Origin of the sequence: Bacillus sp. FSL W8-1202 (assembly GCF_038006165.1) — a bacterium.
Taxonomy (GTDB): Bacteria; Bacillota; Bacilli; order Bacillales; family Bacillaceae; genus Bacillus; species Bacillus subtilis.
In genome coordinates, this window is record NZ_JBBOUR010000001.1 from 3,247,752 (window position 1) to 3,261,113 (window position 13,362).

Below are 13,362 nucleotides of genomic sequence, written 5' to 3' on the forward strand. Positions count from 1 at the left end.
AACGAAAGGTTGAGATGTTATGTCAGATCAATTTAACAGCCGTGAAGCTCGACGAAAAGCGAACAGCAAGTCGAGTCCTTCACCGAAAAAAGGCAAGAAACGAAAAAAGGGCGGATTGTTTAAAAAGACCCTTTTCACTTTACTCATTCTGTTTGTTTTAGGCGTAGTCGGCGGTGCTGTTACATTTGCCGTCATGGTTTCTGATGCGCCGTCCCTTGATGAAAGCAAATTGAAGACGCCTTATTCATCAACGATTTATGATAAAAATGGAAAAGAGATCGCCGAAGTCGGCGCCGAAAAACGGACCTACGTCTCGATAGATGAAATTCCCGATGTTGTAAAAGAAGCCTTTATCGCGACAGAAGACGCTCGTTTTTATGAGCACCACGGGATTGACCCTGTCCGTATCGGCGGTGCTTTAGTTGCCAACTTTAAAGACGGCTTCGGGGCTGAAGGCGGAAGTACGATCACCCAGCAGGTCGTCAAAAACTCCCTTCTTTCACATCAGAAGACGTTGAAACGGAAGGTCCAGGAAGTATGGCTTTCGATTCAGCTGGAGCGCAATTACTCTAAAGATGAAATTTTAGAAATGTATTTAAACCGGATTTATTTTTCTCCTAGAGCATACGGAATCGGAAAAGCGGCGGAAGAATTTTTCGGCGTTACAGATTTAAGCAAATTGACTGTCGAACAGGCTGCGACGCTTGCAGGAATGCCGCAGAGCCCAACAGCGTACAACCCGGTCAAAAACCCGGATAAAGCGGAAAAACGACGCAACATCGTACTCAGTCTGATGAAAAAGCAAGGATTTATTTCTGATTCTCAATATAACAAAGCGAAAAAAGTGGCAGTGAAAGACGAAGGCGTCGTGTCACAGAAGGAATATGAAAAAGCAAGTACAAACAAATACAGCGCATTTGTTGAAGAGGTTATGAAGGAAATTGATGAAAAATCTGATGTCGATCCATCTGCTGACGGATTAAAGATCTATACGACATTAGATACAAAAGCACAAGATAAACTAGATGAATTAATGGACGGAGACACCGTCGGATTTACTGAAGGCATGCAGGGCGGTGTGACGCTTCTCGATACCAAAAACGGAGAAGTCCGAGCGATTGGTGCGGGACGCAATCAGCCTGTCGGAGGCTTTAACTATGCTACTCAAACTAAGGCACAGCCTGGTTCGACCATAAAACCGATTTTGGACTACGGACCAGTTATTGAAAATAAGAAATGGTCCACATACGAACAAATTGATGACTCAGCTTATACGTATTCTAACGGAAAACCGATTCGTGATTGGGACCGCAAATATCTAGGGCCTATCTCAATGCGTTACGCTCTGGCCCAATCAAGAAATATACCTGCTTTAAAAGCATTCCAGGCAGTCGGTAAAGATACTGCTGTAGACTTTGCAAATGGACTCGGGCTTGGTTTAACAAAAGATAATGTAACAGAGGCCTATTCTATTGGCGGTTTCGGTGGGAACGATGGTGTTTCTCCTCTGACAATGGCAGGTGCATACAGCGCGTTTGGAAATAACGGAACGTATAATGAACCGCATTTTGTAAAATCTATCGAATTTAACGATGGCACGAAGCTTGACTTAACACCAAAATCAAAATCAGCCATGAGTGATTATACTGCGTTTATGATTACAGATATGCTGAAAACAGCTGTGAAGACAGGTACTGGACAGCTTGCACAAGTACCTGGTGTAGAAGTTGCAGGAAAAACAGGAACGACTAACTTTGATGATAATGAAGTCAAAAGGTACAATATCGCTAGCGGTGGCGCCCGAGATTCTTGGTTCGTTGGCTACACACCGCAATATACAGCTGCCGTCTGGACGGGAATGGGAGAAAACGAGGCTGGAAAGAAATCACTTTCAGCTGAAGAGCAAAAAGTTGCAAAGCGCATCTTCGCCCAGCTCATCGCCGATGTCGATGACGGAAGCGGATCATTTGAGAAGCCTGACAGCGTAGTGGAAGCCACCGTAGAAAAAGGTTCTAATCCGGCAAAACTGGCAGGGCCAAATACGCCAAGCGATAAGAAGCTCACAGAGTACTTTGTTAAAGGCACAGCTCCTTCTACTGTTTCTAAAACATATGAGAAAGAAGAAAAAGAGGAAACAGCTAAACTGTCTGGTTTAAACGTGAAATACGATAAAGACAATCAATCTTTAACGTTAAGCTGGAATTACGACGGAGATGCGACCTTTGCTGTTAAGCAATCTGTTGACGGCGGCAGCTACTCGGAAATTCAAAACAGCTCTGCAAAAGAGGCAGTTATTTCGGGTGTGCAGCCAGGATCTGTATACAAATTCGAAGTAACAGCCGTCAGTGATGATGGCAAAAGTACAGCTTCCACATCTTATGAGGTGCCAAAAGCTGAAGACGATGAAGATAAAAAAGACCAGCAACAAACGGATGATGAAAAACAAGATGATGAGAAGACTCAGGATGATACACAAACTGATGATTCTCAAAAAGATGACGGTCAGACGGATCAAGATCAGACAGATGATTCAACAAACGATCAAGACAAAAAACAAGACAATACGAACACCAATCCGTCCGACAACAATAACCAAGACCAATCAAACGATAACGATAACAGTAACAACCAGGATACGTCGGATGGTGATTCGAACTCTGATAAGAATGATTCAACAGGTTCTGACACGAATAAAAATAAAACAGACACATCTAATAAAACACAAACAAACTCATCATCAATTGAAAAAACAAATTAACCAAAAAAGCCGTCACCTTTGGGGTGATGGCTTTTTTGGTACACAATAAAAAACCTCCCGTTTTAACAGGAGGTTTTATCGATTCATCGCATGATATTTATAAAAATGCTTTTTCATTTCGGTAATCAGCTCATCAAGCTGAATAAAGCAATGGTATTGGGTCGGCTTAAGAAGAATAAATTCCACTCGTTCAGCCCAATTAATCGGCTTTGCGGGATATGATTTCTCCCTCAGTTCTTGCCAATCGAGCGATTTCACCGGCTCACCTGCTGTCCAATGTAACGAAGCCAGCAAACACACAATGCCCTTTAACATTTCGTTTTGGTCACATCTCGATTTTCGTGTTTGAAAGACTGGGAGAAGTGATGCTTTGATGTCATCCCACACTTCAAATAAAAGCGGAACGTATTTCCCGCTGTCTTCCCATGGCAAATCGCCTTGTAATTCCGTGCAGAAATCAAAATACACGGGATTGGTCTGCAAGGTTTTCTTCATATCCGAGGAACTCTTCTGGCCAAGACCGCGCAAGTATTGCTCATAGGAAGCCAACACTTCTTTTGCTTGCGTCATCGTTTCACCAGTCCTTTTTTATCTCTCTTCTGCCCTTCTCTGCACAAAGAAAGCAGCGGACACTCCGCACAGCGCGGAGATTGGGCTTTACAGTGATATCTGCCGAAGAAAATAAGCCGGTGATGCGTAACGGACCAGTCTTCTTTGGGAACCTTGCGCATCAGCGTCTTTTCAACTTCCAGAACCGAGTCCTTCCACCGGCAAATGCCCAATCGTTTGCTGACTCTCTCCACATGGGTATCTACGGCTATGGCCGGCACGCCAAACGCAACGGATACCACTACGTTTGCGGTCTTTCTCCCGACCCCTGGCAGTTTGACAAGCTCATCACGGTCTCTCGGCACTTCTCCGCCGTAATCTTCAATAATCATTTTACTCAGCTTTTGAATATTTTTCGCTTTATTACGATATAAACCGATTGATTTAATATCCTGCTGAAGCTCTTCCAGCGGAACAGCCAAATAGTCTTCCGGCCGTTTATATTTTTGGAATAATGTTTTGGTCACTCTGTTTACAAGTGCATCTGTACATTGCGCAGATAAAGCAACAGCCACCACTAATTCAAAAGGATTGGAATGAACCAGTTCACACTCCGCATGAGGAAACATGTCACCTATCTTGTCTAAACAGAATTCAATTTGTTTTAGATTTAACACGATTGTCACCTTTTCACTTTATTGTTCAAGCCAATTGTAAAAAGGAACCTGCCTTTTATACTCTTTTTGCGGTTCATTCTGCTTTGCTTGTACACGCCGGAATTTTTGGCTGTGTATTTTTGCCTGCTCCACAGTTTTAAGCCCGTTTTTCTTCCATTCAAACAAAATCCGGTCAATGTAGCGGAAACTGAGTTTTCCTGATAGTACAGCCTCTTTTAACGCGTGTTTGATCAGTTGTGCGTCATGCTGATCCTGGTCCTGCCAGATCGCCAGCGTTTCACACTCCAAAGGCGATAACGGTCTTGCGAACTCTTCCTCAAAAATGGTATAAAGGCTTTTTTGTTCCCCTTCTGCTTTTCTTTCCTGTGTTTGATTCTGTGCAAGCTGAATATACTCGTACAGCTTGCCCCATAAAGGCTGAAGAGAATATTTCTCAAATTTGATGCCGTTTTGATCCTCGCATTCTTCAATAAACAGAAAGCCTTTTTGAATAAACATCCGCAATCTGTTTGTACATTCTTCAACAGAAATTGACATACCTTCCTGCAGCTGATTCGGTGTAGGAAAATATGATCCTTTTTCTAAATGCATTTTAATTTTTAACAGCAGAATAAGTTCTGTTTCATTAAGCCCAAGCTGTTTATAATGCGTGAGCAGAAGATTGGGGATGGTTGATGTTCCCTGCTCCTGCATATCAATAAATTGCTGTTTTTTCATCGTCACACCTCTTACTGTAAAGGATTGTGATTGCCCCTTTACTGTAAAAAGCCTCCCTTGCAGGAGACTCTTTTTTGTTTCATTTGAATGTATTACGGATACAGACGGTTTAACAGTCTTGGGAACGGAATCGTTTCACGAACGTGAGGCGCTCCGCTGATCCAAGCTACTGTCCGCTCTAATCCAAGGCCGAAGCCGGAATGAGGAACTGATCCATATTTTCTAAGTTCAGCATACCATTTATAAGCGTCAGAATCCAGTCCATGTTCTTTAAGACGCGATTCCAAAAGTTCCATATCGTGAATCCGTTCAGACCCGCCGATGATTTCTCCATAGCCTTCCGGCGCAATCAAGTCAGCGCAAAGCACAACGTCCTCACGGTCAGAAGCCGGCTGCATATAGAACGGTTTTAAGGACGTCGGATAGCGAGTGATGAATACCGGTTTGTCATAATGTTCAGCAATCGCTGTTTCATGAGGCGCTCCGAAATCATCTCCCCACTCGATATCGTCAAAGCCTTTTTCTTTCAGAAATTCAATCGCTTCATCATACGTAATTCTTGGGAACGGGGCTTTGATTTGCTCAAGTTTTGACGTGTCTCTTCCCAATGTGTTTAGTTCAATTTTGCAATTTTTAAGAACTGATTGCACGATGAAAGAAACGTAATTTTCCTGTACTTGAAGGTTTTCTTCAAATTCTACAAACGCCATTTCCGGTTCGATCATCCAGAATTCGATTAAGTGACGCTTTGTTTTAGACTTTTCCGCTCTGAATGTCGGTCCGAAAGAGAATACTTTTCCTAAAGCCATTGCCGCAGCTTCCATGTAGAGCTGTCCGCTTTGAGACAGATATGCATCTTCATCAAAGTACTTTGTCGCAAAGAGTTCTGTTGTTCCTTCAGGTGCGCTTCCAGTCAAAATCGGCGGATCCACTTTTACGAAGCCTTCGTTATTAAAGAATTCGTAAGTCGCGCGAATGATTTCATTACGGATTTTCATGATCGCATGCTGGCGCTTTGAACGCAGCCATAAATGTCTGTGATCCATCAAAAATTCCGTTCCGTGTTCTTTTGGTGTAATTGGATAATCGGTCGCTTCGTGAATGACTTCAATATCTGTCACAGCAAGTTCATATCCAAGCGGAGAACGCTCGTCCTCTTTGACAATCCCTTTTATATAGAGCGACGTTTCCTGCGTCACTGATTTAGCTGTTTGGAAAATGCTTTCTTCCACTTCCGCTTTTACTACGACACCCTGAATAAAACCGGTACCGTCCCGAAGCTGTAAAAACGCAATTTTCCCGCTTGAACGCTTATTAGCGACCCAAGCTCCGATCGTTACTTCCTCACCTACGTGCTTGTACACTTGGTTGATTGTTGTTTTCAACATATTTCCCTCCAAAACAAGAAAGACATTCGGAAGCTCATTGCCCCGCGAACTCTTTTATCATCACTTTATTATACCCGCTCTTAACTAACCGGGTCAATGCAGATAAAAAGCGGCTTTTCTGTCAGCCGCTTTTTGATCTGTTAGCTATGTTTTTCTACAAAACGCTTGATTCTTTCAATGGCTTTTTCAAGAAGATCTAACGATGTTGCATAAGAAAGACGGACATTCTCAGGAGAGCCAAATCCGGATCCTGGAACAATCGCAACTTTTTCCTCCTCGAGAAGCGCTTTAACAAATTCATCTACATCTTTGAAACCGCAAGATTGAGCTGCCTCTTTTGCATTCGGGAACAAGTAAAAAGCACCTTCCGGCTTCACACAGCTGAACCCTGGGATTTCTATGAGCTTTGCATAGATCGTATTTAATCTATGTTCAAATGCTTCTCTCATTTCTTCCAATGGCTCAGAAGGCCCGTTATAAGCAGCAATCGCTCCGTATTGTGCGATTGATGTCGGGTTTGACGTGCTGTGGCTTGCAAGGTTCGTCATCGCTTTAATAATGTCTTCAGAGCCTGCCGCATAACCGATTCTCCAGCCTGTCATGCTGTGGGACTTCGATACGCCGTTTATAATGACCGTTTGCTCTTTCAGTCTGTCTGACAGCTGTGCAATGGAAACATGTTTCTTTCCGCCGTATGTAAGTTTTTCATAAATTTCATCTGACACAATCAAGATATCATGTTCAAGGCACACTTCACCGAGCGCAGATAGTTCTTCTTCCGTATACATGACACCAGTCGGGTTGCTTGGAGAGTTAATAACGATTGCTTTTGTTTTTTCCGTAATTGCATTTTTCAGCTGCTCAGGCGAAATTTTGAAGTGATTTTCCTCAAGCCCTTCTACATAAACAGGCTTTCCGCCAGCGAGTTTCACCTGCTCCGGGTAGCTTACCCAGTAAGGCGTTGGAATAATAACTTCATCTTCTTCATCCAAAATCACTTGGAAAAGGGTATACAGAGCATGTTTGGCACCAGTGCAGACAATAATTTGAGACGGTTTGTATTCAATATTCTGGTCGCGTTTAAATTTCTCTGCAATGCTGTTTTTCAGTTCAGCCAAACCACCGGAAGGCGTGTATTTCGTATGGCCCTCGTTCATCGAACGCACAGCGGCATCAATAATATGCTGCGGTGTATTGAAGTCAGGCTCGCCTGCTCCTAAGCCGATGACATCATGGCCTGCGGCTTTCAGTTCTTTCGCTTTCGCTGTGATTGCCAGTGTGGTTGATGGTGTTAATGCGGATACTCTTTTTGCCAGTTTCAACTTGAACTCCCCCTAATTCGTCTTAAGGCGTGATATTTTTGAGAATCTTTCCAGTTGTAAAGTCCACATAACTTAAACTGTATTGCCCTTCTTTGTCTAAGTACGTCACTTCCCAAAGCAGGACGTTTCCTTCTCTTGCCAGATGAACCTCTTTTTGCTTTGAAACCAGCCCTTCATCCTTTATGATTTTCGCCGCTTTGTCTTCAGAGATTCCCTCTTTCGCTTCTTTTGAGAGAATTTTTGCTTTTTTATCAGCAGGAACCCAGACATATAATGCAGTGCCTTTTTTATCCGTTCCCTTTACAACATAATATTTTTCTTTTCCGACAAATGTTTCGACTTGATCAACATGGGCGAGATCGGTTTCTTTTTTAGCTTCAGCAGCTGCTGCTTCGTGCCCCTCTTCCTTTTGTGCCATGGCTGATTTATAAATGCTTGCCGAGACAAGAAGTACTGCTAAAAAAATAATACCAAAAATGACGGTAAATATTAATGCTTTTTTTCTCATCTTCTCACCTACGTACGATAAATGGTAAAAACGGCTTGGTTTTTGTTTTCTTCATCCAGCGCAAGGCCGAACATCAGATTGTCTCTTTTCAGTGTACGATTCAATGTGTCCACAATTTTATACAGATCATCAGAATGCTCTACATTAATTGTTGAAAGAATTTCGATTTTACTTTGCATTTTTTCATCCTCCAGTTTGAACAAATATTGTTAGTCATACTCCATTTCAGGACACGCCATACTAGTATCACAGAGCGGGAAATCCGCTTTTAAATAAAACACCATCCTACTCCCACACCGCAAAAGCCGCTTTATGCGGCTTTTATTCTTTTTCCCCTGCAACATAAGCTTCAAGCTCGCTGTCAGTCATTTCGGATACTGAGGTTGTCGGCAAGGCATCAAGAAACAGCCGGCCGTAACCAGCGGTTTTAATCCGTCTGTCCAATATAATAATCGTTCCCTTGTCTCCCGCAGAACGCAGCAAGCGTCCGATTCCTTGCCTGAAGGTCAGCACAGCTTCCGGTAATGACACTGTTTGAAACGGATTCTTTCCTTTTTTGCGGGCAAGCTCACATTTTGCAGCATGAAGCGGGTGATCAGGGGACCGGAATGGGAGCCTCACGATCATTACTGTCGTCAGCTCATCACCAGGGAAATCAACGCCTTCCCAAAAATGATTTGTTCCGAGCAGGATCGCCTGATTGGATGTTTTAAAAGTCTTCATCAGTTTGCCGGGACTTCCGCCTGTAATCCCTTGTGCCAAGAGCTGAATGCCGGAAGCACTCATGTTATGCTTAAGCTCCTGGTGAACCTTTTTCAGCATATCATGGGATGTAAACAGCACAAGGATTTTAGGCTGTTTTTCCTTTGCCATCAGTTCGATATAACGGGCTGTATCCTGTATAAATTCAGGTTGCCCTGTATCCTGAATTGATTTCATTTCTTTTGGAATCATCACCTGCATACGCTCATCGTAAGAAAAGGGTGACTCAATTCTCATTGTCCGCGGGAAAAAGTCACTCAGTCCCAGTCGTTCAATCATAAATTGAAAAGAACCTTCGACTGTAAGGGTTGCAGATGTCAGCACCACACTATTTTTGCGCGCGAAAAACTGATCAGCCAGAAGTTCACCAGGTTCAAGAGGCTGTGCGTAAATGGCCACTGCATTTTTCGCACCCTTTGCATCTATTTCAATCCAAACCGCTTCATCATCATCAGACCCAAAGAAGAGCTTCTGCAACGTCTGACAGTAATGCTGCAAGCCTTTCATGCTTCTTTGGTATTCATCGGCTAAAAAGACGGTTTTGCTCTTCATACCCTTCAAATGTTTTTCCATCAGGGATGACTGCGCCTCAAAAAGCTGCTGCAAATTTGTCAGCATGGAACAAAGCCTCTCCGCACCATCCGTTAAGATCGACCAGCTTTTATCCTGGCTTTCTTTGTTCACCTTAAACACTAGACGGTTTAAGTCTTCTTTAGGTTTTCTTCGTTTGACAAAAGAATGTACAGAGCTGAAGAAAGCATCACTTTCTGCTTGAACGTGCTGAAGCCACTCTTCCAATTCGAAAAATGAATCAACCGGCAGGCTGTTTCGCTGGAATAGCTGTCTCATCTTTTTTAGAAGTCCCTGCTCCTTCAGAGTGCCGATTCTGCTCAATTTCGTATGCAATTCTATGTACGTGGCTCTTTTCCCTAAATGTTCGCTTGCCGCACGTTCAAAATGGTGTGCTTCATCAATAATAAATGTCCCGCTTTCGGGAAGCCTTTTTTTCTGGCTGCCTTCATCGGTCAGCAAAAGGGAATGATTGGTGATCACCAAATCGGAGCGCATAGCAATCTGTTTGGCCCGCTCGTAAAAACCGATCACATGCTCACTGCGACTTCTTTTATAGGAGTCATCGTCATAAGCCAATCTGTCCCACAGCAATTTTCCGCCTGAAGGCAAATTCAGTTCCGCTACATCTCCTGTATTTGTCTCTGTCAGCCAAACAAGAAGCTGTGCCTTTGTCAGTACGGCATCATAATTATCATCTTCTTCATGAAGCACCTGCTCAAATTTATACAGGCATAAATAATGCGATTGCCCTTTTAAAATCGCCGCTGTTACCGGAAATGGAAACAGATCTTGGACAATCGGCAAATCCTTTGTGAGAATCTGCTGCTGTAAAAGCGTCGAATACGTGCTGATTATGACCGGCTTTTTTGATTTCTTGGCAAAAAGCGCAGCCGGAATAAGATAGCCAATCGTTTTTCCGATGCCTGGAGGAGCTTCAATCAGCGCATGCTCACGATTGGCAAACGCATCAGCCACCTCTCTCATCATCATCATTTGGCCGTCTCTTTTTTCATACCCAGGCAGTAACTCTGACAGCGCTTTTTCATTTCCCGCTTCCCAGCTTTCGATCTCAAATGAGAAGTTCTCGTCCTCATTTATACGAACATCGATAGCTTCAGGTTCTCTGACAGAAAACGAAGAAAAGCGCGTATAGCCCGGTATCTCGGTATGTCTGTTTTCATTAATGAACATATCCAACAAATGCGTCAGATCACTGATGAAATGCTGCGAAAGCCTTCTTAACTGCTTTAATGTCGGATAAGGAAGCTGCCGCAGCTTTTCAAGGATTTCCAAAAAAATAAGCCCTGTCACTTCAGCATCGCTGTCAGCCCGGTGCGGCTGATCATGCCGCAGCTGAAGCTCCTCGCTTAATTCCGTCAGCTTATACCCTTCAAATCCCGGAAAAACAATGCGTGAGAGCTCGACAGTATCAAGCACTTCACAATCTGGGAGCTGAAAGCCCGCCTTATGCAGCTCATACTTGACAAATCCAAGGTCAAAATGGATATTGTGGGCGACAAAATAAGCGCCGTCAAGCAATTGGAATACTTCTTCAGCAACTGCTTCAAATGGCTGTTCATTTTCTACCATTTGATTAGAGATTCCAGTAAGCTGCTCAATAAAAGCAGGGATTGATTTATTTGGATTAATGTATTTTGAAAACCGCTCAGTAATTTGTCCATTTTCGATTACAACCGCTGCGATTTGTATGATTTTATCGCCTTTCTTCGGCGAATTCCCTGTTGTCTCTACATCTATAACAACGAACCGTTGCTTATTCATTAAAATGGACACCTCAATTCTTGCATACGACAAAAGTGTAACACGTTTTGTACGGAAATGGAGCGGCAAAACCGTTTTACTCTCAAAATCTTAAAAGAAAACCCCCGATAAAGGGGGCTTTTCTTCTACAAAATTGTACGGGCGGGTTCGTTTCCCAGCATTTGTTCAATTTTGTTTTGATCATTCAGAACAGCCACTTTCGGCTCGTGGCTTGCCGCTTCTTGATCAGACATCATTTTGTAAGAAATAATAATGACCTTATCTCCTTCCTGCACAAGGCGTGCGGCTGCACCGTTTAAGCATATGACACCGCTTCCCCGTTTACCAGGAATAATATACGTTTCAAGACGTGCTCCATTATTATTATTCACAATTTGTACTTTTTCATTAGGAAGCATTCCCACAGCATCAATGAGATCTTCATCAATTGTAATGCTTCCCACATAGTTCAGGTTTGCTTCCGTAACAGTTGCCCTGTGAAGCTTGCCGCTCATCATTGTTCGATACATATTATATTCTCTCCATTTCTCGAATATCAATAATGATATTATCTATTAAACGCGCTTTTGAAAAAGCAACTGCAACAGCGAGAATCATCTTTCCAGCAATTTCATTCACAGGCTCGAGTTCCGGATAGGAATAAAGCTCTACATAGTCTATGGTTCCGCTAGTCGTTTCAATGATTTCTTTTGCAGCTTTTATCACCGCTTCAGGATCTCTTTCACCGGCTTGGATCAGCTCCGCACTTGTTTGAAGGGCCCGATACAGCTTAGGCGCTTCTTTTCTTTCCTCAGCTGTTAAGTATACATTGCGAGAGCTTTTGGCTAAGCCGTCTTCCTCTCTGACCGTATCGACAGGAACCAATTCAATATCCATGAAGAAGTCACTGATTAACCCATCAACAACAGCTACCTGCTGCGCATCTTTTAAACCGAAATAGGCACGAGTCGGCTTGACTAGGTTGAAAAGCTTCGTCAGTACGATCGCGACCCCGTCAAAATGTCCTTCTCTTGAGCGCCCGCATAACACGTCTGTGCGTCTTTCTACATGAATCGTGACATTCTTTTCACCGGGATACATATCATGAGCATCTGGCGTAAATAAAATATCGACTCCGGCGTTTTCTGCAAGAGCTGCATCCCGCTCAATATCGCGCGGATATGCTTCAAAATCTTCATTAGGGCCGAATTGTGCAGGATTCACAAAAATACTCATAATAACGGCGTCGTTTTCTTGTCTTGCTTTGTCTGCTAAGGTTAAATGCCCCTCATGCAGAAACCCCATCGTCGGAACAAATCCGATTGACTTGCCCTCTGAATGGTATTGTTTTATGGCTTCTTTCAGCTGTGAAATATCAGTAATCTGTCTCATCTTATTTTCCCCCGTACAAGCCGTCAAGCACTGTCTGGTTCATTTGAAAGGAATGCTTTTGTTCAGGGAAAGCACGATGTCTTACATCCTGAACATATCCGCTGATTGCTGTTTCGATGGTTTCATCAATGCGCGTATATTGCTTTACAAATTTAGGTGTTCTCTCAACACCATGGCCGATAATATCATGATAAACGAGAACTTGTCCGTCCGCTTTCACACCAGCCCCGATTCCAATGACCGGTATGCTTAGCGTCTCGGCAATTTTGGCTGTGAGTTCTGCCGGCACACATTCCAGCACAAGCATCATAGCTCCTGCTTCTTCGCATTTTATACTGTCTTCTATTAATTTTTTGGCGCTTTGTTCGTCTTTGCCCTGTACTTTATAGCCGCCCAGTACGCCGACTGACTGCGGTGTCAAACCTAAGTGGCTGACTACTGGAATGCCTCCAAGCGTTAATGCGCGAATGGATTCAAACACGCCTTCTCCGCCCTCAAGCTTCAGTGCGTCAGCTCCGCTTTCCTGAACGATAGCCGCTGCATTTTTCAGCGTATCTTCCTTAGACAGGTGATAAGACATAAACGGCATATCTGTCACAATAAAGGTATTCGGCGCACCCCTTTTAACGGCTTTTGTATGATGGATCATGTCCGCAACTGTCACACCGACAGTTGAATCAAGGCCGAGGACGACCATTCCAAGTGAATCACCGACTAAAATCATGTCAACTCCCGCTTGTTCAGCAAGTTTAGCTGCCGGATAATCATAAGCGGTCAGCATGACAATCGGTTCTTCAGACTCCTTCATTTTTAGAAAATCCAGTTTTGTTTTCATGTTTTCTCCTCCTCATGTTTAGAGGAGATGATCTGCCGTTTTCTTCTGCAAGCCAAAAAACCTTCCGTTACAACGAGAAGGATTCTTCACTTTCTAAAGTTCGGCGAGTTTCATCCCTCT

The 13,362-nt window shown here is 43.4% G+C and carries 12 protein-coding genes; 1 reads left to right on the plus strand and 11 read right to left on the minus strand.

The features are described from left to right. Window positions 1–19 precede the first annotated feature (19 nt). Window positions 20–2,758 (plus strand): PBP1A family penicillin-binding protein, encoded by a 2,739-nt coding sequence (locus NSQ09_RS17060; protein WP_144461803.1) that lies wholly within the window; start codon window positions 20–22, stop codon window positions 2,756–2,758. Window positions 2,759–2,833: 75 nt separating this feature from the next. Here the strand turns inward: NSQ09_RS17060 and NSQ09_RS17065 are convergent, their stop codons facing one another. The 11 genes from NSQ09_RS17065 to panB all read right to left on the minus strand — a co-directional run bounded on the left by NSQ09_RS17065 (window position 2,834) and on the right by panB (window position 13,242). Continuing rightward, the gene (locus NSQ09_RS17065) at window positions 2,834–3,328 is read right to left on the minus strand and encodes a YpoC family protein (protein ID WP_041351582.1); all 495 of its coding nucleotides are present in this window, start codon (window positions 3,326–3,328) and stop codon (window positions 2,834–2,836) included. Further along, a complete protein-coding gene (gene nth, locus NSQ09_RS17070) occupies window positions 3,325–3,984 on the minus strand; it encodes an endonuclease III (protein ID WP_009967580.1) in 660 nt (219 codons plus the stop codon). The genes NSQ09_RS17065 and nth overlap by 4 nt, the downstream gene beginning before the upstream one ends. A gap of 18 nt (window positions 3,985–4,002) precedes the next feature. Then, window positions 4,003–4,701: a DNA replication protein DnaD gene (gene dnaD / locus NSQ09_RS17075; RefSeq protein WP_004398499.1), complete on the minus strand. Its 699-nt coding sequence runs from the start codon at window positions 4,699–4,701 to the stop codon at window positions 4,003–4,005. 92 nt (window positions 4,702–4,793) lie between these two features. Further along, window positions 4,794–6,086 carry an asparagine--tRNA ligase gene (asnS, locus tag NSQ09_RS17080; protein ID WP_004398777.1) on the minus strand — a complete coding sequence of 431 codons (1,293 nt, stop codon included), beginning with the start codon at window positions 6,084–6,086 and terminating at the stop codon, window positions 4,794–4,796. Window positions 6,087–6,229: 143 nt separating this feature from the next. Beyond that, window positions 6,230–7,411, minus strand: coding sequence for an aspartate transaminase AspB (aspB, locus tag NSQ09_RS17085; RefSeq protein ID WP_003230667.1), 1,182 nt, complete (start codon window positions 7,409–7,411; stop codon window positions 6,230–6,232). Between the two features lie 22 nt (window positions 7,412–7,433). Continuing rightward, window positions 7,434–7,919 carry a cell wall elongation/penicillin-binding protein regulator TseB gene (gene tseB / locus NSQ09_RS17090; protein WP_003230665.1) on the minus strand — a complete coding sequence of 162 codons (486 nt, stop codon included), beginning with the start codon at window positions 7,917–7,919 and terminating at the stop codon, window positions 7,434–7,436. An 8-nt stretch (window positions 7,920–7,927) separates the two neighbouring features. Continuing rightward, complete coding sequence (locus NSQ09_RS17095; protein WP_341032152.1) at window positions 7,928–8,098, minus strand: YpmA family protein; 171 nt, start codon at window positions 8,096–8,098, stop codon at window positions 7,928–7,930. Between the two features lie 142 nt (window positions 8,099–8,240). Then, window positions 8,241–11,036 carry an ATP-dependent DNA helicase DinG gene (dinG, locus tag NSQ09_RS17100; RefSeq protein ID WP_041336369.1) on the minus strand — a complete coding sequence of 932 codons (2,796 nt, stop codon included), beginning with the start codon at window positions 11,034–11,036 and terminating at the stop codon, window positions 8,241–8,243. Between the two features lie 125 nt (window positions 11,037–11,161). After that, a complete protein-coding gene (gene panD, locus NSQ09_RS17105; RefSeq protein ID WP_003225586.1) occupies window positions 11,162–11,545 on the minus strand; it encodes an aspartate 1-decarboxylase in 384 nt (127 codons plus the stop codon). Window position 11,546: 1 nt separating this feature from the next. After that, window positions 11,547–12,407 (minus strand): pantoate--beta-alanine ligase, encoded by an 861-nt coding sequence (panC, locus tag NSQ09_RS17110; RefSeq protein ID WP_024571841.1) that lies wholly within the window; start codon window positions 12,405–12,407, stop codon window positions 11,547–11,549. Window position 12,408: 1 nt separating this feature from the next. Next, complete coding sequence (panB, locus tag NSQ09_RS17115) at window positions 12,409–13,242, minus strand: 3-methyl-2-oxobutanoate hydroxymethyltransferase (protein WP_003230652.1); 834 nt, start codon at window positions 13,240–13,242, stop codon at window positions 12,409–12,411. Window positions 13,243–13,362 lie beyond the last annotated feature (120 nt).

Coding starts and splice junctions, on each gene's coding strand:
- panD (WP_003225586.1), bottom strand. CDS start 11,545: ATGTATCGAACAATGATGAGCGGCAAGCTTCACAGGGCAACTGTTACG.
- dinG (WP_041336369.1), bottom strand. CDS start 11,036: ATGAATAAGCAACGGTTCGTTGTTATAGATGTAGAGACAACAGGGAAT.
- tseB (WP_003230665.1), bottom strand. CDS start 7,919: ATGAGAAAAAAAGCATTAATATTTACCGTCATTTTTGGTATTATTTTT.
- dnaD (WP_004398499.1), bottom strand. CDS start 4,701: ATGAAAAAACAGCAATTTATTGATATGCAGGAGCAGGGAACATCAACC.
- panC (WP_024571841.1), bottom strand. CDS start 12,407: ATGAGACAGATTACTGATATTTCACAGCTGAAAGAAGCCATAAAACAA.
- NSQ09_RS17060 (WP_144461803.1), top strand. CDS start 20: ATGTCAGATCAATTTAACAGCCGTGAAGCTCGACGAAAAGCGAACAGC.
- panB (WP_003230652.1), bottom strand. CDS start 13,242: ATGAAAACAAAACTGGATTTTCTAAAAATGAAGGAGTCTGAAGAACCG.
- NSQ09_RS17095 (WP_341032152.1), bottom strand. CDS start 8,098: ATGCAAAGTAAAATCGAAATTCTTTCAACAATTAATGTAGAGCATTCT.
- NSQ09_RS17065 (WP_041351582.1), bottom strand. CDS start 3,328: ATGACGCAAGCAAAAGAAGTGTTGGCTTCCTATGAGCAATACTTGCGC.